The sequence below is a fragment of the Paraburkholderia sp. TE9906 genome, assembly GCF_056279605.1.
Window position 1 is genome coordinate 23,925 of sequence record NZ_JBWCCT010000006.1, and the last position, 22,596, is coordinate 46,520.

Consider the following 22,596-nt stretch of genomic DNA (forward strand, 5'->3'; position numbering starts at 1 on the left):
GCTTGAACGTCGGATGCCGCCAGGAGGGTCACGTCCGTGTAATCGATGCGCCACCATCGACCAGCGAGGCGGTGCCGGTCACGAAGGACGAATCGTCCGACGCGAGATACAGCACCGAACGCGCCAGCTCTTCTGGCTTTGCGACGCGCTTGAGTGCATGCAGCCCGGTGACGAACGCCTGCGATTCGTCGCTGTCGTTCATGTCGCGATACATCTCCGTGTCCACGGCGCCCGGCAACACCGCGTTGACGCGCACGCCTTGCGCGCCGTACTCGGCGGCGAGGGCCTGCGTCAAGCCGATCAGTCCGGCCTTGCTCGCAGCATAGGCCGCGGTGCCGGGAAACGCGAACGAGTAACCGACGAACGTCGACGTGAAGATGATCGATCCACCACCTTGCTTCAGCATTTCCGGAATCTGGTGCTTCGCTCCCAGGAAGGCACTGGTCAGGTTGGTCGCAAGCGCGGCGTTCCAGCCAGCTTCGGAAATGCCGGTGGTCGGGCCCATCTCGCCCAGCGTACCGGCGTTGTTGTAGGCGATGTCCAGACGGCCGAAGCGGCTCACCGCGAGTGCGACCAGCGCCTTCGCGAAGTCCTCCGACTGCACGTCGCCGGCCAGGTACGCGGCTTCGCCGCCTTCGCTGACGATCTCCGCAGCGAGCGTTTCAAGTTCCGCCGCGCGGCGCGCCGCAATGACCACCTTGGCGCCTTCCTTCGCGAACAGCTTTGCAGTAGCGCGGCCAATTCCTGCGCTGGCACCCGTCACGATGGCGACTTTTCCCGTCAAGCGCTGCATGTTCTATCTCCCGATACATTTGATCGGCCAGTGCCCTATGCCTTGGCCCGTGAAAGCAATATAGGCTTCAGTCCTGGTGGTAGAAAGGCCTAAAACATGGTCCTATCATTCAGTTTTTGTGAATGATAGGAGAGTGGCATGGACCGCCTGCGTGCCTTCGAGGTTTTCGTGACGGTGGTGAGCCGTGGCGGCTTTGCGCGCGCAGCGGATGCGCTCGGCACGTCGGCCGCCAACGTGACCCGCTATGTGAATGAACTGGAAGCGCATTTGGGCACGCGCCTGCTGAATCGCACGTCTCGCACGCTGTCGCTGACCGAGGGCGGCGAGACGCTTTACTCCCGCTGCAAGTCCATCCTCGACGATGTCGCCGAGACCGAGGGGCTGGTGTCATCCGCGTCGGTCGAACCACGCGGACGCCTGCGCATCAACGCGCCCGTGAGCTTTGGCATTCTGTATCTGGCGCCGCTATGGCCCGAGTTCATGAGGAAATATCCTCGCATCGAACTCGACGTTGGCCTGATTGACCGCGTCGTCGATATCGTCGATGAAGGCTACGATCTCGCCATTCGCATTTCGCGCGCCGGCTCCACTAGCCACGCAGCCCGCAAGCTGGCGACATCGCAAAACATTCTGTGCGCGTCGCCGGCCTATCTGGCTCGCGCCGGCGTGCCGGCAGCGCCAGCGGACCTGGTCGGCCATCGCTGCATCGGGTACACCTATGCGGCCACCGGCGATGAGTGGCAACTGATCGACGGTGGCGGCAAGACTCACTCCGTGAAGGTCGACTGTCACATGCACACGAACAACGGCGATACGGCGCGCGCAGCAGCGCTCGCCGGGCAAGGCGTGATCTGGCAACCCACCTTCCTGATCGGCAACGACCTACGTGCCGGCACGCTCGTTCACGTGTTGCCTGAGTATCGCCTGCCTGAGATCGACATACTCGCCATGTACCCGAGCCGTCGACACCTCAGCGCCAGAGTGCGTGTCATGATCGATTTCCTGGTCGAAGCGTTCGGCGGGGCGCCTCCATGGGATCGGGACGACGGAAATCGGACAGGTGTCACGCCGGGGACGAGTTGAAGGCGCGTCCAGAACATGCGTCCGATACGTCCGGGCAATCAGGTTCAGGGAGCGGATGATGCGTCTGCGCGTCGGTGCGCAGACTTCCAGATGACGGTCCTGCCCAGCCTTTACCCACGATCCGGATTGTCTGGAAAGGCCAACGAACCTCCGTACACGGAATTCGCGCGAATGTCCGCTGCTTCTGTGCAGGCGATATTCGAATGTCTATGCGATAGCGCCCGCCGACGTCCGCAACTGGCCGGTTGCACGCATCCTGCCGTATGCAGAGGCGCGATGCTGTCCCCCCGGCGCCGTTCTCGTCGGTCGGGTTGAGTGCGACGCTGCCCAGGCAGTTCTGGTATGAGACCAGCAAGCAGATCTCGCCGGTGATCGCCGTAGTGTCGACGTGTCTGTTCGTGTTCATTTCGATTCTGATCCCGGTTGCCGATCGCCTGCGGCGCAGAAGCATTTGATCGACCCGCGGCTCATGAATCGGAAGACCAACGCGGCGAACCCGGAGCGAGCCCCGGCCGCGGCCTGCGTGAATGCACGCGTGCAGCAGCAGGGTGCCTGAAGCGGCGTCCCCGCGCTTCCTCCTCTCTTTCTTGTGGCGACCGCATCGGGCCGAAAGTGGCCCGATCGATGCAGTCGCACGCCCGTTTACCGCCGATTTTTTTCTTGACCGCACGACGCATCCGCTTCGCTCGCGTGCGTTTTTCTTCGCCGAGTTGCACTTTTCCGCGTAAACCCGCTTGCACCTTATTTTTGATGGATCTATATTGCATTTCACCATCAACTATTGCGATGCGATAAATCATGAGTGACGAAGTTCTGTTTTCGAATCACGGCCGCGTTGCGGTCATCACGCTGAATCGTCCTGAGCGCCTGAACGCCTGGACCACACCCATGCGCGAAGCGATCATCGCGGCGCTCGAGCGCCTCAATGCCGACGACGCTGTCGCCGCGATCATCATGACGGGCGCGGGCGATCGCGCATTCTCGGCGGGGCAGGATCTGGCGGAGGCGCATGACTTCGACGGCGAGCGCGCGGTGGCGTGGGTCAAGGAGTGGCAGCGCTACTACGCGACACTGCGCGGCCTGAGCAAGCCGCTCGTGATGGCGCTCAACGGCACGGCGGCGGGTTCGGCGTTCCAGGTTGCCTTGCTGGGCGACATTCGCGTGGGGCACCCGGGCGTGCGCATGGGGCAGCCGGAAATCAATGCGGGCATCGCCAGCACGACCGGCCCATGGATCATGAATTCGATGCTCGGCATGTCGCGCACCATCGAACTCACGCTCTCCGGCCGTTTGATGGATGCCGACGAGTGTCATCGCATCGGATTGATTCATCACATCGTCGAGCAGGACAAGGTCTTCGAGAAGGCCCTGGAAATCGCCACCGAACTCGCCGCCAAGCCGCCCGTCGCCATGCGTCTGGACAAGCAGCGTTTCCGCGAGATGACCGAGCCGGGGTTCGTGGACTGCATCGAGGCGGGTGAGCGTATCCAGCGCGAGGCGTACGACTCCGGCGAGCCCGCTCGCATGATGGAAGAGTTCTTCAAAAAGCGCGCCAAATAGACCGGGCTGAAGTCGAGCCGTTTCTTCTCAACCCCAGTGCGGGAGACCTGAATCATGACGCAAGACTTCAACCCGACGCGCCGGCGCATTCTGCAAGGCGCGGGCGCGCTGGCAGTGGCCGGCTCAATGCCGCTTGCCGCGCGCGCTCAATCCAGCCAGATCGTCGTATCGGACCCGGGCGGTCCGTATACGACCGCGTATCGCGAAGCCTTCTATGACCCGTTCGAGAAAGCGACCGGCATCAAGGTCGTCAGCGTCGCGCGCGAATCGCAGCCGGTCGCGCAATTCGCCGCGATGGTGCAAACGAAGAACTACGTGTGGGACGTCACCACGCTGACGCTGTCGGCGGACATTCCGTATCTCGAAGCAAAAGGCCTGCTGGAGCCGATCGGCCTGAAGGCGAGCGATTTCCCGGACATCATGCCCGAGGCGGTCACGCCGAACTGGCTCGGCGTCGACGTGTATTCGACCGTGCTGGCGTATCGCGCGGACAAGTTCAAGGACAACGGCCCGAAGTCGTGGGCGGACTTCTGGGACGTGAAGAAATTTCCCGGCCGCCGCTGCCTGCGTCGCAGTCCGCTCGACACGCTCGAGCAGGCGTTGCTCGCGGACGGCGTGCCGCTCGACAAGCTTTATCCGCTCGACGTGGACCGCGCGTTCAGGAGTCTGGACAAGATCAAGCCGCACATCAACATCTGGTGGACGTCGGGCGCGCAGGCGATGCAGGCGATCCAGAGCGGCGACGTCGACATGATTTCGACCTGGAACGGCCGCGCGCAAGCCGCAAAGGACAGCGGCGCGCCGGTGACGATCGTCTGGAAGCAGGGCCTTTATTCGATCGAGGGCTGGGGCATCCCGAAGGGCACGCCCCGCGCCGACGCGGCCAGGCAGTTCGTACGCTTCTGCGCCGACGCGAAACGTCAGGCCGCGCTGACGCGCACGCTGGCCTACGGCCCGACCAACAGGAAGTCCTTCGAAACCATTAGCAAGGAGCGCGCCGCGCTGCTGCCGACCTCGCCGGAGAACATCGAGGACATGAAGCTGCCCAGCCCGCAATGGTGGGAGGCCAACCGCCAGAAGGTCACCGAGCGGTTCAATTCCTGGATCATTTCCTGAGGACGGCACGATGAGCTCGAAACTCGAAGCGATCGGCATTGCCAAGCGCTATGGCGATGCGCTCGCGCTGGAACCGACGGATCTCGCCGTGCAGGCGGGCGAATTCCTGACGCTGCTCGGTCCTTCGGGTTCCGGCAAAACGACCTTGCTGCAGATGATCTCCGGGCTCGTCGCGCCGAGCGCGGGGCGCATCGAGATCGACGGACACGACGTCACGCACGTCGAACCGGGCAAGCGCGGCATCGGCATGGTGTTTCAGAGTTATGCGCTGTTCCCGCACATGAGCGTGTGGGACAACGTCGCCTACGGCTTGCGCATGCGACGCAAGTCGCGCGAGGACGTGCGCGCCGCGGTGGACGACGCGCTCGCGATGGTGCGCATGAGCGAATACGCAAAGCGCTATCCGAAGGAATTGTCCGGCGGGCAGCAGCAGCGCATTGCGCTCGCGCGCTGCTTCGCTTACCGGCCTTCGGTGATTCTGCTCGACGAGCCGCTCGGCGCGCTCGACAAGAAACTGCGCGAACACATGCAGGCCGAGATTCGACGCCTGCACAAGGAACTCGGCGCGACCTTCGTCTATGTGACGCACGATCAGGACGAAGCCCTCACGCTGTCCGATCGCATCTGCCTGATGAACCAGGCGCGCATCGAGCAGGTGGGCACGCCGTCCGATCTCTACGATCGTCCGGCCACACGTTTCGCCGCGGGTTTCATCGGGCACTCGAACCTGCTCGAAGGCGAGCTCGACGCCGCGCGCGGCGTGGGCGGCGAGCCGATCCTGCTCGCGGCGGGCGGCCGCATTCCGTTGCCGATGAGCGCAGCGGGTGCGCCCGCCGCGCGTCACACGTTGCTCCTGCGTCCCGAAGCGCCGCGCCTCGTTGAACCGCGTAGCGGCTTTGTCGACGGCACGATCTCGGATGTCGTGTTCTTCGGCAGCGACACGCGCGTACAGCTCGCCATGAGCGACGGCACGGAGCTGACCGTGCGCTGTGAGCGCAGCGTGACGCCGCGCGTCGGCGACCGGGTCGGCCTGACGTGGGATCCGCACCGCACGACGCTGTTACACGCCTGAGGAATCGTCATGACCATCGCTCTACATGCGCAGCGCGAGAACGAAACTGCGCGGCGTGGCCTGTCCATCGTGCTCGCGCGCTGTCTGCGCTTTTTGCCGATCGTGCCCACGCTGCTGTTCCTGCTGGTGTTTTTCATCGTGCCGGTCGGAGAGATCCTGCAAGGCGGTCTCGTCAGCGCCGACGGCCAGATCGGCTTTGCGCAGTTCGAGCGCATCGCGCGCACGCCCGTCTACGCGAAGGTGCTGTGGATCACTTTCGCCATCTCGTTCCTGACGGCGGCGCTGTCCATTCTGCTCGGCTATCCGGTCGCATACATGCTGAGCCGGCTCCCGGAGCGCGTGCGTGAACGCTGGCTGCTGTGGGTCATGCTGCCTTTCTGGACCAGCTATCTCGTCAAGACTTACGCGTGGATGCTGCTGCTGTCCAAGACCGGCGTGCTGTCCACCATCGCGCTCTCGCTCGGCCTCGTGCACGAGACGAGCGGCACCATCCCGTCGCTGACGGGCGTGCTCATCGGCATGGTGCATTCGATGCTGCCGCTCGCGGTCATGACGATGCTTCCGGTAATGCGCGGCATCGACGAGCGCCTCGCGCAGGCGGCGGAAACGCTCGGCGCGCAACGCAGCATGAGTTTCTTCACGGTGTTTTTGCCGCTTTCGTCGCCCGGCGTGGCGGCGGCGGGGCTGCTCGTGTTCATCTCGAGCCTCGGCTTCTTCATCGTGCCGGCGCTGCTCGGCTCACCGAAGGAAACGATGATCGCGCAGCTCGTGATCTCGGCCGTGCTCGAACTCTTCGATATGCGTTTCGCCGGCGCGCTCTCGACGGTGCTTCTGATCTGCTCGGTCGTCATCTTTTTCGTCTATGACCGCATGGTCGGGCTGACGTCGTTGACGGGCGAGGTGACGGAGCGTTCGCGCGGCTCGCGCGCACAGGGCGTCAGGCTCGCGCTGCTGATGACAGCGGGCCGGGCTTTCGCGCCATTCGTGATGCGCCGCAAGGCGCACGCGGACACGACCGCGCGTGCCGCGAGCCCGCTCGGACTCTACACGTGCATCATCATGATCGTGCTCGTGGCGCCGGTGCTCTCCGTGATTCCCTATGCGTTCACGACGAGCGACTACATCGCGTTTCCGCCGAAGTTCTTCAGCACGCGATGGTTCGGCACCTTCATGGATTCGCCCGTGTGGCGCAGCGCGATCATCCGGTCGTTCGAAGTGGGTCTGGGCACTGCGCTGCTGTCCCTGCTGCTCGGCTTCGGCGCGACGCTCGCGATGACGCGCATGCCGCGCCGTGCGAGCAAGCCAGTGTTCGCGCTGCTGGTCGCACCGCTGATCGTGCCGCGTATCGTGGTCGCGGTGGGCCTGCTGTATCTGTTCGGCCGACTGGGACTCACGGGTACCAATCTCGGCCTCGTGATCGGACATACCGTGCTTGCGATCCCCTATGTGGTCGTCACGCTCGCGGCGGGGTTCCAGCGCTTCGACTGGCGGCTGGACGACGCGGCCCGCGTGATGGGGGCATCGCCGTTGCGACGCATCACGTCAATCGTGCTGCCGCTGCTCATGGCGAGCGTGAGCGCGGCGTTTCTGTTCGCGTTCCTCGTTTCCTTCGACGATCTGACCATCGCGATCTTCGTGAGCGGTGGCATCAATTCGACGCTGCCGAAGCAGATGTGGGACGACATCCAGCTGGCGATCACGCCGACGCTCGCGGCCGTGTCGACCACGCTGGTCATTCTGATCGCGCTGGTCGTGGCGGTTTCATCCTGGCTCAAGCGCCGCGCGCGCTGAATCCCGCTTTTCAATCGATATCACTATGCATCGCTACTCGACATATTTCGCTCACCGCCACGCAGACGACGAACTCGACTGCGTGCCCCTGCTCGCGGCCGGATTGCGCCGCGAGCAGTCGCGCATCGTCGCGCACTTCGACAATCAGGCGATCACCTGCGACGACATCGCGCGGCATGTCGCCCAGTTGCAACGCTGGTTCGCGGACGAGGGACTCGTACAGGGCGACCGCGTCGCCGTCATGCTCGGCAACGGCGCGGGTCACGTTCACCTGATCTATGCGCTCATGCTGAGCGGGCTGGTCTGGGTGCCGGTGAACACGAAGCTGCGCGGGGCGGGCCTCGAATATCTGCTGCAGCACGCCGAGCCGAAACTGCTCGTCATCGAGGACGAATTCGACGCCATGACTGCGGCGATCGATTGCGGGACGACTCGACGCGTGCATCTGCCCGCATTCGATGCACAGAAACCGGCGGCGGCATTCACGAGCCCGGAGATCGGCGTGCACGATCCGCTGTGCGTCATCTACACGTCGGGCACGACGGGCGCGCCGAAGGGTGTCGTCTTCACGCACCGGATGATGCGCATCGCGAGCGAGGCCGCGCTGCGCGTCGCCGACGTGCGCGAAGGCGACCGGCTCTTCCTGTGGGAGCCGCTGTGCCATATTGGCGGCGCGCAGATGCTGATGCTGCCGTTCCTTGAGCCGGTGACCTTGCACGCGGTGCCGCGCTTTTCGGCGTCGCAGTTCTGGTCTCAGGTCGAACGCGCGGGTGCCACGCAACTCCATTATCTCGGCGGCGTGCTCGATATCCTCATGCAACTGCCATTGGACGCACAACCCGAGGCGCACACGCTGCGCGTCGCGTGGGGCGCGGGCGTCAGCGCCGCCGCCTGGGCGCCGGTGCAGGAGCGCCTCAAGGTGCGCTTGCGCGAGTGCTATGGCATGACCGAATGCTCGAGCTTTGCGACTGCGAATGCCACGGGCAAGCCGGGGTCGATTGGTCGCGCGCTGCCGTGGATCGAGGTCGAACTGCTCGACGAAAACGGCCAGCCGGTGAAAGGAGGCGAGGCGGGCGAGATCGTGCTCTCGAGCAAGGTGGATGGCACGTTTCTGCCGACCTACCTCAAGAATGAGGATGCGACCCAGGCTGCGCTGCGCAACGGCAAACTGCACACGGGCGATCGCGCGCGGCGCGATGCCGACGGCGATCTCTTCTTCATCGGCCGGCAGACGGATAGCATGCGCGTGCGCGGCGAGAATGTGTCGGCGTGGGAGATCGAGCGGATTTTCGCGGCGCATCCGGCGGTGCGTGCGAGTGCTGCGATCGGTGTGGCATCACCGATCGGCGAGCAGGACATCCTTCTTAACGTGCAGTTCAAGGAGGAACCGGTGGCGTGGGAGATCATGCATGCGTGGGCGCGCGAACGGCTCGCGAGTTTCCAGTTGCCGCGTTACTACCGCGCGGTGGCGAGCTTCGAACTGACGGCCAGCGAGCGGATCAAGAAGCATCTGCTGCCGCGCAGTGTGGACGACGCGTGGGATCGCATGGTCAAAGCGCCGGTCTGACGCTGGTTTGATATTGGATTTCGATAGGATGTTAGGGCTATGCGATAATTCACCCATGATCCTGAAGAAGAACATGTGATGATCGAAGCGCCCAAAGTCCCGCGCAAGCGCAAGAGTCCGGCAACGAAGCCGCCAGTCGAGGCGGTGGATCCCAGTACATCGTCGCTGTACGTGCAGTCCGTCGAAAAGGCGATGAAAGTGCTCACCGCCTTCGACGGCAGCAAGCGTCAGCTGTCCTTGTCGGAGATATCGTCGCTCACCGGCTTCGACATGAGCGCGACGCAGCGCTTCACCTTCACGCTCGCCGCGCTAGGCTATCTTTTCAAGGATCCCGACAGCCGCAAGTACGAGCTGTCGCCAAGGCTGCTGGACTTTACCTACCATTATCTGACATCGAACGAGCTCGTGAGCCGCGCGACGCCGTATCTTCAGCAACTGGGCTCGGAGACGGAGGAAGCCACCAATCTCACGGTGCTGGACGATAGGGACATCGTATTCGTACTGCGGATCGTCAGCCGCAACGTGTTCAACGCCCATGTGATTACGGGCTCGCGCCTGCCCGCGTACTGCACTGCCCCTGGGCTCGCGATACTCGCGACGCTTCCCGATGGAGAAATTGACGATATTCTGTCGCGTACGAATCTCGTGCCCTACACATCGTCAACCGTTTATCAGCCGCGCAAGATCAAGGACCGCATCGCGCAGATTCGCAAGCAGGGGTACGCCCACACCGAGGACGAGTACTTCGTCAGCGACATTTCGACGGCGGCGGCGATCACTAATGCGCACGGGCGGGGTGTCGGCGCCGTGAACATTGCGGTGGCGAGGTCGCGCTGGCACGCCGACCGCGACGAGCGGCGCTTCGCCGATCTGGTCATTTCGACGGCATCGGCGATTTCGACGCGGCGTCGGGTGGAATAGCGCTGTTCGGGTGAGCCATGCGCTAGCGACGAGGCCCGTATCAAGCTCGACATCAACCCTGCGTGCGGGCGTTGCCTGGCCGTCGTGCTCCCCCTGCATCGATTTGCCCATTGGATGTCGCGCGCCGCCTCGCCGCCGATGAAAGCGGCTGGCGCGCCCTGATGTCCGTAGTCCGGCCCGTGACGTTGCCTGCCAAGGCGAAAACTGCTCTGTGATTCGAGCGGAACACTTCGGCCTCCCGCCTTCCGGGTCTTGCTGGCGATACCTTCGCGGCCATGCGGAAACAGCAGCGGAGTCGAGCATCCGTATCGCCCCCTGCCGGGCATCAGGTCTCCTTAAGGTCCAGGCGGTAGCGTCTGTCGTTTTTGTGCAGTGCTTTTTTCGGGCTAATGGTTCAAAATTCGCAGACTGCGCGCTTCATCAATTTATCAAGTCGTGACAACTTGAGGAGCAGGAATGGCCAAAGTCTACGAAATGAAGCGTCCGGCATATGATGGAGTGGCGCGCACGCTGCACTGGCTAACCGTCCTGTTGGTCGCCATGCAATTTGCGATCGGCTGGACGATGCCGGATGTCCACAAGGACACGCAGCCCGTTAATCTGATCGCCTGGCATCTTGGCGTGGGCGCGACGCTCGTCGCCGTGATGGCAATCCGCGTGATCTGGCGATTGACCCATTGGCCCACGCCGGACGAACTCCCGCCGCTACTCAGCGTCGTTTCGCACATAACGCATGTTCTCCTCTATGCCGCGCTCGTGCTGGTGCCGCTGCTCGGCTGGATCAACGCGTCCTCACGTGGCTGGACGGTGCGCTTGCTGGGGGTCGTGCCCTATCCGGCACTGAGCGAACCGGGCTCGGCCTTTGGCCACGAGATGGGTGATGTGCACGGCATCCTCGCATGGGTGCTCTTCGCATTGATTGGTCTGCATGTCGTCGCAGCGTTGTTCCACCGCTTTGTCCTGAAGGACCATGTGCTGCAGCGGATGCTGCCCCACGCGGGGCCGTCGCGCGATCAGGTTCGAGACCGCTGACGTCCGCCAATGCCCAGGGCTCACAAAGAACCGCATCGCATCAAGGCGATTGGCTGGCTACGCGCAGCGGTGCTTGGCGCAAACGACGGCATCATTTCGACGGCAAGTCTGATAATGGGCGTCGCGTCCGCGCACGCCGAGCACGGCCACCTGGTGCTGACCGGCCTGGCTGGGCTGGTGGCCGGTGCGATGTCGATGGCGACAGGCGAGTACGTATCGGTCTCCTCGCAGGCGGATACAGAAACAGCGGCGCTCGCCGAAGAGCAGGCGGAGCTCGATGCGGATGGCGCGCGCGAGCATCGGGAGTTGGCGGCGATTTACGTGCGGCGCGGCCTCGACATGGCGCTTGCCAAACAGGTCGCGCAGGCCCTCATGGCGCACGACGCACTCGGCGCTCACGCACGGGACGAATTGGGCATTTCGGAAACGACCGCGGCCAATCCATTGCAGGCCGCGCTGGCGTCGGCCTGCAGCTTTTCTGTGGGAGCCGCGTTGCCGCTCATCGTCACTGCGCTCGCCCCGCAGCAATGGGTCGCTGTGAGTATCGCGGTGACGGCGTTGATTTCCCTCGCGATACTCGGCGGACTGGCCGCGCGCGTCGGGGGCGCGAAAGTGGGACCCGGTGTCTTGCGGGTCACCTTCTGGAGCGCGCTGTCGATGGGTGTGGCATCCGCGGTCGGTGCTGTATTCGGCGCGACCTGAACTGTGACATTTTTCCGCGACGCAGCCGCTCTATTCAAGCACTGCGCCCGCCTCGGGAATACGGTGACATCCGCGATCAGAGAAATGTGCGGGCTGTCGCCGAACAGATCGATCGGCTGGATGTGGCGCGAATCGGAGTAGTCGATACGTTCTCCGTAGTGGTCACGATCGCCGTCGTGCTTCGGCACGCTCCGACTTTGGGCTTGAGTCGATTGTTGACCACTGTTGACACGCAAAAATACAGCGCTTCAAACTTGAGCCATCCCTCGAGGCCCGACAAAGATGTCCGCCCGAGGACCCGGCACAGAAGCCCCCTGACGAACCGTCGGTTCGTCAGGGGGCTTTTTTTTGTCCGAATTTTTCCTCTTTTCTAGCGCTCATTTCTGGAGAACCCGCATGTTGCTGAAGCCGTCGGGCTGGATGCGTCTCGCTCTCACCGCAGGACTTGCACTGACCTCGCTCGCATCGAGCGCCGCCGATCCCGAGCAAATTGGCTTGCTGGAAGACGCTTCGGGAAATTTCGCACTGGCAACGATTCCGAAGATCCACGCTACGCAGCTCGCAGTCGCCGAGATCAACGCGAAAGGCGGCATTCTCGGACGTCCAGCGGAGCTGATTGCCTACGACACGCAATCGGACAACACCAAGTTTCAGGAACTCGCACGGCATCTCGTCCAGACGGACAAGCCCGATGTGATTTTCGGCGCGTTCTCAAGCGCCTCACGCGAAGCGATTCGCCCGATCATGGACCGCGCTCATCAACTCTACTGGTACGACAATCAGTACGAAGGCGGTGTCTGTGATACGAACCCCCCTGTCGAAATTTCCGGCCTGCTCACGCATCGCTTGCTGTTCGTCCCGGCCTACCCCGCCGCACAGATAGGTGATCTGGCCAACCGTGCGCGGTTCAAGGTTTGCAGCCTGCGCAGCTTGCCATGTAGTCATGGCGATCACGGCAATCACCAGCGCGCAAAGACGGGGATGAGAAGTAATCAAGCCGTAAGCAACGTCAAGGTTGCCGGTGCTACGAAATTTGAGATCGCGAGTGAGCATGAGCGTCCTCATGTAGTTGGTCCCGGAGATTAAAAATGTATGTCAAAACTTCGTGCTCGGCCTCCCCAACCAACGGCCGCTATCGAGAAAGGCGACGGTCCCTTGTGGGTCGAGAAGACTCGTTCGTCAACGACGAAAGCTGACATTCGCCGGCCCCCGGTGGCGAATGCCGGCGACGCGACCTGGAACGGCGACACGTTTCCCGATCGGCCACCGTCGGCCTAGGGCGGCTTCCAGACGCCTCGACGTGAGCGACCTTGAGCGGCGCCGTCCACGAGCACGCACGGGCAGCGGCTATTACCCCCCTGGCGCTGTCTTCGACCACAACTGCTACGGGCGTGAACCGGCTAATGGATGGTCTTAGATATCGATGATCGGCCGAAGCAACGCCTGCCCTTCATAAAGGTAGCGCAGATACCGCTCGCGAATATCCGCCGGCGTCATCGATGACACCTGCATCGTGATCGTCAGGCTCGCTCGCATCTCGCCGCTCCGGTTAGTCAGCGGCACCCCGAGAATTCGCATACCCACTTCGTATTCCTGATCCAGCTCCACGTAGCCCTGCGCGCGGACCTGGGCAACCACCCCCTTGATGTCGTCGATCGACATGCGGGTAAACGGCGTCAGCGGCTGCAGGTCGACGCGCGTCAGATAGGCGTCGAGTTCGTCGTCCGGCATCGACGCCAGCCATAGCCGCCCGCTGCCGGTGCAATACATGGGCAGCCGAAATCCCTGACGGATCGACAGCGACGATACGTTGGCGACGCGGCTGCGGACGATATGCACGACCTCGTCGCCATCGCGCACCGCGACCGACACGTGTTCGCGTGTTTCGGTCGCCACCTTCTCCACGATCGGCCGGAGCATCCTCGGCAACCGCGCCGAATCGACATAGGCCTGCCCGAGGCGCAGTGTCCTCGCCGTGAGCCAGTAATGACGGCCATCGGTTTGTGCATAGCCGTCGTGCACGAGCGTCAAAAGAAAACGCCGCGCGGCGCTCTTCGTCAACCCGGCAAGCCGGGCCGCGTCGGGCACGCTGAGCCGGGGTGTTTCGTCGGTAAAGAGCTGAATCAGCGCCAACCCTTTCTGAAGGCCGACGATCAGATCGCGTTCATGGATCAGCGGCGTTTTCATCGGTTCCTGTCGTGTAAGCATTAAAACGACGCGATTATCGCATCAAGTCGCCGATAAGCGGGCTATTCGCCTGATTCCGGCGTTGCCCGGGCTCGCGCCTCGCCGCATCATCAGCGCTCACTTACAACGCTCTTCCGGTGCAATTCATGATCAGCGGCACGACCGAACTATTGGCCATCGTAGGGTCCCCCATCGCGCAGGTGAAATCGCCGCACAACTTCAACGTTTGGTTCGAACGGCATGGCAAGGACGCTTCGATGATTCCGATCGATCTAGAAAGCGGGTCGGTGGATCAGTTCATCGAGGCGATGCGCGCATGGCGCAATCTGCGCGGCTGCGTCGTCACCGTCCCGTACAAGCAGGACATGGCGAGGCGCGTCGATCAGCTGAGCGATAGGGCGAAGGCGCTCGGCTGCGTGAACGTGATTCGCCGCGAAGCGGATGGCACGCTGATCGGCGACATGGTCGATGGCGATGGCTTCATGAACGCCGCACGCCCTCACGGCTTCGAGCCAAAGGGCGCGCGTGCGCTGGTGATCGGTGCCGGCGGCGTGGGCAGCGCGATCGCGTGGTCACTCTGCGAACACGGTGCCGCGTCGATCACGTTGACGGACCTGGACGCCTCGCGCACGCAGCGGTTGCGCGCATTGTTGGCGACGCATTACCCGGGTGTCGTGACCGGGTCGGATTTCGCATCGCTGGCGTCGTTCGATCTCGTCGTCAATGCGTCGCCTGTCGGCATGAGCGGTCATGAGATGTTGCCGCTTCCGCCGGAACAGATGGCGACGTTGAATGCCGGCGTCCTCGTTGCGGACGTGGTCACCTCGCCCGATGTCACGCGTTTTCTCGAGGTCGCGCGCGAAGCAGGGTGCCGCATCCAGACCGGCGCCGAAATGGCGTTGGCGCAATTCGGCAACCTCGGCGCGTTCATGAAGATGACGCCACTGGAAGCCTGATCGTCGTCGGCTCACTGACCTCGAACGACGCATGCACGGCCCGGCATCCGAACCGGCCTGCATGTCGCAGCAGCGGCAACACGGGCAAGCCCGCCGCGATGGATCGGTTCGCCATGGCGGCACATCAAAACCAATCAGGAGACGCAACGATGCAGACTCAACACGCAGCACCCCATCCGTCTGCGCAGCAGACCCGGCGCGCGACAGCCAGCGGCTGGATCGGCTCGGCACTCGAATACTATGATTTCTTTATCTACGCGCAGGCAGCGGCGATGGTTTTTCCGCAGCTGTTTTTCCCGTCCGGCAACCCGAAGCTCGCGATCGTCGCGTCGCTTGCGACCTACGGCGTCGGTTATGTCGCGCGGCCGATCGGCGGCTTCGTGCTTGGGCGGCGCGGCGACACGCATGGGCGCAAGCATCTGCTGTTGCTGTGCATGTTCCTGATGGGCGTCTCGACGTTTGCTGTCGGACTGCTGCCGACCTACCATCAGGTCGGCGTTCTCGCACCGATCGCGCTCGTCGTGCTGCGTCTCATCCAGGGCTTCGCGGTGGCGGGCGAAATTTCCGGGGCCAGCTCGATGATTCTCGAACAGGCACCGTTCGGCCAGCGCGGCTTTTACGCCAGCTTCGCGTTGCAGGGCACTCAGGCCGGTCAGATCTTCGCCGCCGCGATTTTCATGCCGCTCGCCTACTACATGCCGGCTGACGCGTTCGCGTCATGGGGCTGGCGCATTCCGTTCCTGCTGAGCGCGCTCGTGCTCGCTGCCGGTTTCGTGATTCGCCGCAAGGTGTCGGAATCGCCGGCGTTCATTCAGGAGGATTCGAACGGCGGTGTGCCCGCATCGCCGATCGCCGTCGCGCTGCGCGAAAACTGGCGCGATATCGTGCGCATCGCGATCATGGCGCTCGCAGCGGTGATTGCGATGGTCGCAACGATCTTCGGTGCGGCGTACGCGGTGCAACCGTCGTACGGGATCGGCTTTCACGCGAACACGTATCTCGTGATTCCGCTCGTCGGGAACCTGGTCGCCGTGCTCGTGATTCCGTTTGTCGGCAAACTGTCCGACCGGATCGGGCGGCGGATTCCAGTGATCGTTGGCTCGGTCGGCGCAGGGTTGCTGTCGTACGTGTATCTGTACGCGATCAGCGCAAAAAATGCACCGGTTGCGATCGTCACGTCGGTGCTGATGTGGGGTGTGATCTATCAGGGATTCAACGCGGTGTTTCCGAGCTTCATGCCCGAGTTGTTCCCGACTCGTACGCGAGTGTCGGCCATGTCGATCGGACAGAACATCGGGATGGCATTAACGGCGCTGCTGCCATCGCTGTTCGCTGCGATTGCTCCGCCCGGAACAAAAGATATCCCGCTTGTGATCGGCACCGCGACACTCGTGATCGCTGGCCTCGCCGCACTCGCCGCCTGGACCGCGCGGGAGACATATCGCACGCCGCTGGATGAACTCGGTGCGCCAGGTGTCGCCACGAAGGCGCTGCCGGCGACTTCAACGCTGCGCGAAAAATCCGCGCAGGGCACGGCAGCGGTCGGCCGCTCACGCTGACGGCGGTGTGGATTGCGCAAGCGCTTGCGCAGCCGCCGCGTCCGTTGCCGTAGCCTACGAAGCAACGTGCTCGGACCCAATCGGACTTTGGTCGGTGTGAGCCTGCGGCCGCAAGATGTTGCCTGGGAATGCCGAGCATCGAGGCCACGCAGAACGTATGGGACCAAAGTCCGATAGTGCTACGACGAGGCGCGGCATATCCTTGGGAAGGACTTCGGTTCGCCAGTTCGCCAGTTCGTGAGTCGCGGATCAAAAGCCACCTTAAGCGCGGCTATCCCTCGTCGCACGCGCCGCGCATCGCAAGAGGCGAAGCAATGAGCGCGTTTGATCTCGGCGTGATCGTGGCCGGATCCCGCTTTGGTAACAGTGCGGCTGCGTTGCGAGCCACAGGAAAGGGACATCGCGCGGCAATCCCGGAATCAGAACTATGCCGGGTCGACGAAGATGCTCCCACGTCCAATTGATCCGGATATGTCGATCTACGTGAAGCGCTTAAGGGTGCTCACCCAAGGAGCCAGGCCGGAGTGGTATTGCGTGCGACTAGTCTTTTTCGGCCCAGGTTGAGTGCCTCTCGCTTGCGCCGGCTGGGTGCAGTACACATCCCCCGCAGCCGCAGTCCTACATGCCGAACACGGGCGCCTCTGCCAACGATCCTTGCCCTCATGGAACGCTTTGGATCGAACAGCCTGCATACGTGCAATCCGTTTTTGCACTGCAGGGGCAGGACTTGAACCGGATGGTCGCGGGCAAGTGAATCGATTCGGCGTGCCCGGCAAACGCACGCTGGCCTGGATGAGGTTGCAGACATGCAAACGAAATCGTCGCGGCGAATGGCAGCATGGGTGGTGGGCGCATCGCTGAGCGTTCTGACAATACCGGCACACGCCGCGGATCAGGCGGCGGATCAGTCGGCATCGAGCACGCAGGGAGGCTGGCAGTTCTCGTTCACACCGTACCTCTGGCTGGCAGGGCAGAGCGGCAATGTCCGTGTCGGGCACGTCATTCCCGGCCAGAACGTAGACGCCCACTTCTCCAATATCTGGCGCGATCTCGACTTCGGCGTGATGGGCACGTTCGAAGCGCGCAAGGATCGCTGGGCGATCATCGTCGATGGGTTCTACGTGAACGTCTCGACCACCTCGGACCCGATACTCGGCGGGAAGCTGGGCACGGCACGCTTGCAACTGGACAATGGAATCGTTCAGGTGGCGGGTGCCTACCGCATTCTCGCGAGCGACAAGACACCGGTGGACCTGATTGCCGGCCTGCGCTATACGAACCTCAACGCCAAACTTTCCTTCTCTTCCAGCCCCGAGTTTCCGGACGGTATCGATCGCAGCACGAGCGTCGACTGGGTTGACGGCCTGGTGGGCGTGCGGGGCATTTACCGCTTGACGGACAAGTGGTCGGTCATGGGCTACGCGGATGTCGGTACCGGCGGGGCCAAGTATTCGTGGCAAGTGGTGGCGTCGGTGTCGTGGGATGCGTCGAAAACCATTGGTGTGACCGCCGGCTACCGGATACTCGCGCAGGACTACAACACCTCATCCTTCTACTACAACGTCAGGACGGCGGGTCCATTTGCCGGCGTGCACATCAGGTTCTGAAACATGAATGCCATGCGTGCTCTGGTAAATGAGCACGCGTCGTAGGAGTACAGGATCGTGAAACCAATCGGAGCACGCGTGCGAGGTTTCCTTGCGATTGGCGCGGCGTTGATTGCGGTGCTTTTCATCGCCATAGCGTTACCCACCATGGCCACGGCGCAATCCGCGGCTAAAGTCTCCAACCAGCAACTCGATTCGTTGACCGCGCCGATTGCGCTCTATCCCGATCCATTGCTGGCGCAGGTACTGATGGCCACGACGTTTCCGCAAGAAGTGGCAGCCGCCGCTGCCTGGTCGAAGACGAACACACAAATGACCGGCGACGAAGCCGTCAAGGCCGCCGCATCGAAACCCTGGGATCCGAGCGTGCAGTCGCTCGTTGCGTTTCCGCAGGTGCTCGCCACCATGGCGTCGAAGCCTGAATGGGTGAAGCAGATCGGCAACACGTTTCTCGCCCAGCCGAACGACGTGATGGATTCCGTCCAGCGGCTGCGCAAGCAGGCACACGAGGCGGGCAATCTGAAATCGGGCGAGCAGCAGAAGGTGGTGGTCGCGCAGAGCACCATCCAGATTCAGCCTGTGAATCCTCAGGTCGTGTATGTGCCGACTTACAACCCGGCATACGTGTACGGGCCGTGGCTCTATCCTGCCTATCCGCCAGTCTATCTGCCGCCGCCGCCCGGCTATGCGGTCGCCGCCGGTTTCGCAACGGGAATTGCTTTCGGTGCCGGCATCGCGGTGACGAACGCGCTGTGGGGCGGCTTCGACTGGAACAATCACGACGTCAACGTGAACGTGAACCGCTACAACAGCATCAACGTCAACAACCGCATCAGCGCAAGTGCCAGTACCTCGACATGGAACCGCAACGCGAACGTCGGCGGTGTGCAAAACAAACCTTACCGTGGATACGACACCTCACGCACCCAGGCGATGCAGACCTTCGAGAGCCGCACCGGCGAGAATCTCTCGGGTTCGGCGAGCCAGCGCTTGCAGGCTATCGACAAGGGCGGCTTCAACGCGAGCGATCTGAAAAGCAACGCAGACTATGTGAATCGCGACAACGCGCTGCGCGACGCCGGCGATGGCACCGGCGCGCGTGAGGACCTGCAGCGCGGCGAAGCGAGCCGCGGTTCGCTGGCGGGCAACTTCGGCGGTGCTGGCGGATTCGGTGGCGACCGCTTCGGAGGCGCGGATCGATTCGGCGCAGGCGGCTTTGGCGGTGGTGGATTCGGCGGGCGTTTGCGCCGCTAGCGAGTGACCGACCGACTGGCGTACCCACGTCACGAAGAAGCTAGCGTCGCCGCCAGGTTAGGTAAATGCTCGACACTATAAATGCGGTGACGAAATACGCAACGACAAGTACCAGTGTCTTCACGCCGGCAAACTCCGTTGCGACGATCAGCGCAACGCCAACATGCCGGGTTGCGCAGGCGATGGCCAGCGCCGTCCGGTCGTCCGGGTTGGGTCCGCCAAGAAGCTGACCGATGAGCAGGGCGAACAGGATCAGCATGACGAGTGTGAGCATGCCAGGCCAGGTGAGACCCGCCAGGTGCTCCCGGTGAATGACCAGCAGGGCGATGGCGGACGCCACGAGGACAATCCCGGCAATCATGAGCACCCGGTCCGACAGGCGCGCCGACGAGGCCGGGAACATGGCGCGCGCCGCCATGCCGATCATGATCGGCAGCAGAATGGTTTTGGCGATGTCCAACACGACCGTGCTTGTGGACAGGTCGACCGTTACGTCGAAGTAGGCGGCTAGCGATGCCGCCCACACCGGAACGACGACAATGGCGACGAGCGAGGACGTGATCAGCAGGCTAAAGATGTATTCCTGACTATTCAGTTTCTTGAGCCTTCTGGAAAGCAGCGGGGCGCCGGCAGACACGGCGATCACCAGCATCGCCGCCTTGACCCCGCGTTCGATGGGCATGATCAGCACAAGGCCGAACGCGACCGCGGGAACGAGCAGATACATTGCCGCAAGAGAACGGAATAGGAGCCCGGGCCGCCGCCATAGATAAGTCAGCTCGGAAGGCGAAGTTCCCGCACCGACGCCAGCGATAAGCACGGCGATGGAAATCTTCAGCAGGATCATCACGGTTTCAGTCACGACACTGGCACCTTCGAATAGGTACAGCGACCATGTGATCGCGAGCGCGCTCGATCCGTCAAAGCATTGATTCGCGAATCCCTGCTGGCGCGGCCGCGGCTGTACGCTGCGACTTGCGTAGGCTCAGAGCAACCTGATGATGATGCTCAGAAAGACGAAGCTGCCCGAACAGGCCATCACCAACGCGACGAAAAAAGTGGGCCGCCAGATGCTGACCGGTTGATACTCGCGCAGACCGACGATGCTTCGCCAGTACTCGATCGTGCCGAGCACCATTGAAATCGTGCCCATTCCCGTGAGAAAGAGGCCAATGCTTCGAGGGCTATGCGGATGGGCCAGATGAACGCCCGCTTCCGTGAATCCCTCGAGTACCTTGTAGATCGTAAAGCCGAAGCTGATCATCGAAAGCGCGGTACGAATCCACGCCATCAAGGTACGGTCGGCTGCCATCAGCGTGCGTACCGTCGCGAGGTCAGTGCGGTCCCCGGCCAACTGGTTCGATGAGCGCGCTTCCACGTTAGCCACACCACTCTCCGGATGGGTTCGTCAGCCCGGTTGGCAGCAGCGAATTCCGGGTACAGTCACAAACGACGATCGAGGCGTTCACATGCGTCAACGTTAATCTAGTTCATGGGAGGCGCGATTGCGAGCTGCCGAACTTATGTATCTGCTTCTATAAGAATGATGTCGGCGGCGTTGCCAATATTCAACGCTTTGTGCGCTTGAATGGTGTGCGTATTAATCGTCATGAACGACACAGGCATGTTCGCGCAATGCGTTTTATTCGGGAATCACGAAATTGCGTTTGCATTCCGGACGCAAGCTGCCTTAAATACGAATCACGTTTGTGTCTGCGCCCCGCACCCTTCGGATACGTATCCGCTGAATTGTTGAGGCGCCTGGCGGACGGCGCCGCAAAAAAGATTTTGTCACGCTGACAATCAAGGGGATTACGGCGATGGAAGCCACGTTGCTGTCTCGCACTGCAACATCGAGTATCGAGGATCTTCAGAGCGCCGAACGCCGACCAGAGGATGCGCCGCCGTGCTTTCATTTGCTGGCCAAGCCAAGCGGCTCGACTTGCAACATCGACTGCAAGTATTGCTTTTTTCTGTCGAAAGAGGCGCTGTATCCCAACGAAAAGCACCGGATGTCTCAGGTGACGTTGGAGACCTATATCCGCCAGCTGCTGGAGTCGCATCGCACCCCTGAAGTCACGGTCGCATGGCAAGGCGGCGAACCCACGCTCATGAAGGTCGAATTCTTCAGGCAAGCCGTCGAGTTCGTCGAAAAGTATCGTCGGCCGGGACAGGCGGTGAAGCACACCTTTCAGACCAACGGCATTCTTCTCGACGACGAATGGTGCGAGTTTTTCAGGCAGCACGACTTTCTTGTGGGCCTGAGTGTCGACGGCCCGCGTGAACTGCACGACACCTTTCGCGTCGATCGTCGTGCGCAGGGTACTTTCGACCTGGTCATGAAAGGGTGGAACCAGCTGCGCAAGCATGGCGTCGAGTTCAACATCCTGTGCACGGTCAACGCCGCCAACCAGCACCATGGTCGCGAGGTGTACCGCTTCTTTCGCGATGAACTCGGCGCACGGTGGGTCCAGTTCATTCCGATCATCGAACGCGCGACGGAACAGACCATCGAACTGGCGAATCGGGGCTGGAGCGAACAGCCCGGCCGCCAACGCGTGTTGTACACACAGACCGGCAATCGGGTGACGGAACGTTCAGTCGGCGCAAAGCAGTATGGCCTTTTTCTCATGGACATCTTCGAAGAGTGGGTGCGCCACGACGTCGGCCGCGTCTTCGTGCAATTGTTCGATGTCACGCTCGAAGCTTTGTTCGGGCGCCATCTGTTGTGCATTCACGCTCCGACCTGCGGCCTCGGCCCCGCGCTCGAGTACAACGGCGATCTGTATTCCTGCGATCACTTTGTCGAACCCGGATACCGCTTGGGCAATATTCACGAAACGCACATGTTGAAGCTCATGGCGTCGCCGGAACAGCGCAAGTTCGGACTGGACAAGCGCGAGTCGCTGACCGCGCAGTGCAGGCGTTGCGAAGTGAGGGCGCTGTGCAACGGTGGATGTCCGAAGGACCGCTTCGCGCTTTCACGCGATGGCGAGGCAGGGCAGAACTATCTCTGCCCCGGGCTCGAATTGTTTTTCACCCACTCGCGCCATGCGATGCAAACAATGGCCAGGCTCCTTCGCGAGGGCCGGCCTCCGTCCGACGTGATGGCGATGACCGCGATCGAAGACAAACGGCGCGGCCCGTATGCGCCCTGTCCGTGTGGCAGCGGCAGGAAATTCAGATTCTGTCACGGCAATAACGCACCGCAGCGCTCGTTCGAGCCGGCGAGCAATGACGGGAGGCGCATCTCCTGATAGGAGCGATGTGCCCAAAGACGTCCGTGGCCGTCACATCCTGCGCAGAGCAGGGCTCAGCGAGCGTCGTGCTGCTCGGTGGGTGCAGCCTCTTCGCCCGCCCGCGCACAGCTGACCGGGCCTTACCTGAAAGGAGTGG

The 22,596-nt window shown here is 62.5% G+C and carries 20 protein-coding genes and 1 pseudogene; 17 read left to right on the forward strand and 4 right to left on the reverse strand.

All coding sequences use genetic code 11. From position 1 onward, the window contains the following. Positions 1-28: 28 nt before the first annotated feature. Positions 29-793 carry an SDR family oxidoreductase gene (locus tag ACZ9H4_RS17050; protein ID WP_408145788.1) on the reverse strand — a complete coding sequence of 255 codons (765 nt, stop codon included), beginning with the start codon at positions 791-793 and terminating at the stop codon, positions 29-31. Positions 794-931: 138 nt separating this feature from the next. Here ACZ9H4_RS17050 and ACZ9H4_RS17055 point away from each other — a divergent pair, with 138 nt between their 5' ends. The 12 genes and pseudogenes from ACZ9H4_RS17055 to ACZ9H4_RS17110 all read left to right on the forward strand — a co-directional run. After that, positions 932-1,876 carry a LysR family transcriptional regulator gene (locus ACZ9H4_RS17055; protein WP_408327859.1) on the forward strand — a complete coding sequence of 315 codons (945 nt, stop codon included), beginning with the start codon at positions 932-934 and terminating at the stop codon, positions 1,874-1,876. A 263-nt stretch (positions 1,877-2,139) separates the two neighbouring features. Then, the gene (locus tag ACZ9H4_RS17060) at positions 2,140-2,331 is read left to right on the forward strand and encodes a hypothetical protein (protein ID WP_408145996.1); all 192 of its coding nucleotides are present in this window, start codon (positions 2,140-2,142) and stop codon (positions 2,329-2,331) included. A gap of 343 nt (positions 2,332-2,674) precedes the next feature. Beyond that, positions 2,675-3,436, forward strand: coding sequence for an enoyl-CoA hydratase/isomerase family protein (locus ACZ9H4_RS17065; RefSeq protein WP_408145782.1), 762 nt, complete (start codon positions 2,675-2,677; stop codon positions 3,434-3,436). Between the two features lie 54 nt (positions 3,437-3,490). Beyond that, positions 3,491-4,552, forward strand: coding sequence for an ABC transporter substrate-binding protein (locus tag ACZ9H4_RS17070; protein WP_408145780.1), 1,062 nt, complete (start codon positions 3,491-3,493; stop codon positions 4,550-4,552). 10 nt (positions 4,553-4,562) lie between these two features. Next, positions 4,563-5,624, forward strand: a complete 1,062-nt coding sequence (locus tag ACZ9H4_RS17075) for an ABC transporter ATP-binding protein (protein WP_476119890.1) — start codon at positions 4,563-4,565, stop codon at positions 5,622-5,624. 9 nt (positions 5,625-5,633) lie between these two features. Beyond that, entirely contained in the window at positions 5,634-7,415 is a 1,782-nt protein-coding gene (locus tag ACZ9H4_RS17080) for an ABC transporter permease subunit (RefSeq protein ID WP_476119892.1), read from the forward strand. Between the two features lie 25 nt (positions 7,416-7,440). Beyond that, entirely contained in the window at positions 7,441-8,982 is a 1,542-nt protein-coding gene (locus tag ACZ9H4_RS17085; RefSeq protein WP_476119894.1) for an AMP-binding protein, read from the forward strand. A 78-nt stretch (positions 8,983-9,060) separates the two neighbouring features. Beyond that, the gene (locus ACZ9H4_RS17090; protein ID WP_408145772.1) at positions 9,061-9,903 is read left to right on the forward strand and encodes an IclR family transcriptional regulator; all 843 of its coding nucleotides are present in this window, start codon (positions 9,061-9,063) and stop codon (positions 9,901-9,903) included. A gap of 62 nt (positions 9,904-9,965) precedes the next feature. Further along, the gene (locus ACZ9H4_RS17095) at positions 9,966-10,118 is read left to right on the forward strand and encodes a DUF3253 domain-containing protein (protein WP_408145770.1); all 153 of its coding nucleotides are present in this window, start codon (positions 9,966-9,968) and stop codon (positions 10,116-10,118) included. 241 nt (positions 10,119-10,359) lie between these two features. Then, the gene (locus ACZ9H4_RS17100; protein ID WP_476119897.1) at positions 10,360-10,935 is read left to right on the forward strand and encodes a cytochrome b; all 576 of its coding nucleotides are present in this window, start codon (positions 10,360-10,362) and stop codon (positions 10,933-10,935) included. 9 nt (positions 10,936-10,944) lie between these two features. Then, the gene (locus tag ACZ9H4_RS17105; protein WP_476119899.1) at positions 10,945-11,637 is read left to right on the forward strand and encodes a VIT1/CCC1 transporter family protein; all 693 of its coding nucleotides are present in this window, start codon (positions 10,945-10,947) and stop codon (positions 11,635-11,637) included. A gap of 396 nt (positions 11,638-12,033) precedes the next feature. Beyond that, positions 12,034-12,444: pseudogene (locus ACZ9H4_RS17110) on the forward strand (transporter substrate-binding protein); the annotation flags it as partial. A 606-nt stretch (positions 12,445-13,050) separates the two neighbouring features. Here the strand turns inward: ACZ9H4_RS17110 and ACZ9H4_RS17115 are convergent. Next, on the reverse strand, positions 13,051-13,824 hold the full coding sequence (locus ACZ9H4_RS17115) for an IclR family transcriptional regulator domain-containing protein (RefSeq protein ID WP_408145291.1): 774 nt from the start codon (positions 13,822-13,824) through the stop codon (positions 13,051-13,053). A gap of 146 nt (positions 13,825-13,970) precedes the next feature. On the opposite strand from ACZ9H4_RS17115, the gene ACZ9H4_RS17120 reads away from it, so the two are divergent. The 4 genes from ACZ9H4_RS17120 (at position 13,971) to ACZ9H4_RS17135 (ending at position 19,200) form a co-directional block, all read left to right on the forward strand. Next, entirely contained in the window at positions 13,971-14,780 is an 810-nt protein-coding gene (locus tag ACZ9H4_RS17120) for a shikimate dehydrogenase family protein (RefSeq protein ID WP_408326866.1), read from the forward strand. A 149-nt stretch (positions 14,781-14,929) separates the two neighbouring features. Further along, the gene (locus tag ACZ9H4_RS17125) at positions 14,930-16,339 is read left to right on the forward strand and encodes an MFS transporter (RefSeq protein WP_476119901.1); all 1,410 of its coding nucleotides are present in this window, start codon (positions 14,930-14,932) and stop codon (positions 16,337-16,339) included. 806 nt (positions 16,340-17,145) lie between these two features. Beyond that, complete coding sequence (locus tag ACZ9H4_RS17130; RefSeq protein WP_408145297.1) at positions 17,146-17,946, forward strand: hypothetical protein; 801 nt, start codon at positions 17,146-17,148, stop codon at positions 17,944-17,946. Between the two features lie 57 nt (positions 17,947-18,003). Next, complete coding sequence (locus tag ACZ9H4_RS17135) at positions 18,004-19,200, forward strand: DUF3300 domain-containing protein (protein ID WP_476119903.1); 1,197 nt, start codon at positions 18,004-18,006, stop codon at positions 19,198-19,200. A 40-nt stretch (positions 19,201-19,240) separates the two neighbouring features. Here ACZ9H4_RS17135 and ACZ9H4_RS17140 read toward each other — a convergent pair whose 3' ends face one another. Both ACZ9H4_RS17140 and ACZ9H4_RS17145 read right to left on the reverse strand, forming a co-directional pair. Beyond that, the gene (locus ACZ9H4_RS17140) at positions 19,241-20,062 is read right to left on the reverse strand and encodes a bile acid:sodium symporter family protein (protein ID WP_408145301.1); all 822 of its coding nucleotides are present in this window, start codon (positions 20,060-20,062) and stop codon (positions 19,241-19,243) included. A gap of 123 nt (positions 20,063-20,185) precedes the next feature. Further along, positions 20,186-20,587: a YidH family protein gene (locus tag ACZ9H4_RS17145; protein ID WP_408145303.1), complete on the reverse strand. Its 402-nt coding sequence runs from the start codon at positions 20,585-20,587 to the stop codon at positions 20,186-20,188. Positions 20,588-21,020: 433 nt separating this feature from the next. On the opposite strand from ACZ9H4_RS17145, the gene ACZ9H4_RS17150 reads away from it, so the two are divergent. Further along, a complete protein-coding gene (locus ACZ9H4_RS17150) occupies positions 21,021-22,457 on the forward strand; it encodes an anaerobic sulfatase maturase (protein ID WP_408145305.1) in 1,437 nt (478 codons plus the stop codon). Positions 22,458-22,596: the final 139 nt, after the last annotated feature.

What these genes read in the sequence shown, in the direction of transcription:
- ACZ9H4_RS17105 (WP_476119899.1), top strand. Translation starts at nt 10,945, where the DNA reads ATGCCCAGGGCTCACAAAGAACCGCATCGCATCAAGGCGATTGGCTGG.
- ACZ9H4_RS17070 (WP_408145780.1), top strand. Translation starts at nt 3,491, where the DNA reads ATGACGCAAGACTTCAACCCGACGCGCCGGCGCATTCTGCAAGGCGCG.
- ACZ9H4_RS17060 (WP_408145996.1), top strand. Translation starts at nt 2,140, where the DNA reads ATGCAGAGGCGCGATGCTGTCCCCCCGGCGCCGTTCTCGTCGGTCGGG.
- ACZ9H4_RS17075 (WP_476119890.1), top strand. Translation starts at nt 4,563, where the DNA reads ATGAGCTCGAAACTCGAAGCGATCGGCATTGCCAAGCGCTATGGCGAT.
- ACZ9H4_RS17130 (WP_408145297.1), top strand. Translation starts at nt 17,146, where the DNA reads ATGCAAACGAAATCGTCGCGGCGAATGGCAGCATGGGTGGTGGGCGCA.
- ACZ9H4_RS17065 (WP_408145782.1), top strand. Translation starts at nt 2,675, where the DNA reads ATGAGTGACGAAGTTCTGTTTTCGAATCACGGCCGCGTTGCGGTCATC.
- ACZ9H4_RS17115 (WP_408145291.1), bottom strand. Translation starts at nt 13,824, where the DNA reads ATGAAAACGCCGCTGATCCATGAACGCGATCTGATCGTCGGCCTTCAG.
- ACZ9H4_RS17050 (WP_408145788.1), bottom strand. Translation starts at nt 793, where the DNA reads ATGCAGCGCTTGACGGGAAAAGTCGCCATCGTGACGGGTGCCAGCGCA.
- ACZ9H4_RS17125 (WP_476119901.1), top strand. Translation starts at nt 14,930, where the DNA reads ATGCAGACTCAACACGCAGCACCCCATCCGTCTGCGCAGCAGACCCGG.
- ACZ9H4_RS17085 (WP_476119894.1), top strand. Translation starts at nt 7,441, where the DNA reads ATGCATCGCTACTCGACATATTTCGCTCACCGCCACGCAGACGACGAA.
- ACZ9H4_RS17100 (WP_476119897.1), top strand. Translation starts at nt 10,360, where the DNA reads ATGGCCAAAGTCTACGAAATGAAGCGTCCGGCATATGATGGAGTGGCG.
- ACZ9H4_RS17055 (WP_408327859.1), top strand. Translation starts at nt 932, where the DNA reads ATGGACCGCCTGCGTGCCTTCGAGGTTTTCGTGACGGTGGTGAGCCGT.
- ACZ9H4_RS17150 (WP_408145305.1), top strand. Translation starts at nt 21,021, where the DNA reads ATGGAAGCCACGTTGCTGTCTCGCACTGCAACATCGAGTATCGAGGAT.
- ACZ9H4_RS17120 (WP_408326866.1), top strand. Translation starts at nt 13,971, where the DNA reads ATGATCAGCGGCACGACCGAACTATTGGCCATCGTAGGGTCCCCCATC.
- ACZ9H4_RS17080 (WP_476119892.1), top strand. Translation starts at nt 5,634, where the DNA reads ATGACCATCGCTCTACATGCGCAGCGCGAGAACGAAACTGCGCGGCGT.
- ACZ9H4_RS17090 (WP_408145772.1), top strand. Translation starts at nt 9,061, where the DNA reads ATGATCGAAGCGCCCAAAGTCCCGCGCAAGCGCAAGAGTCCGGCAACG.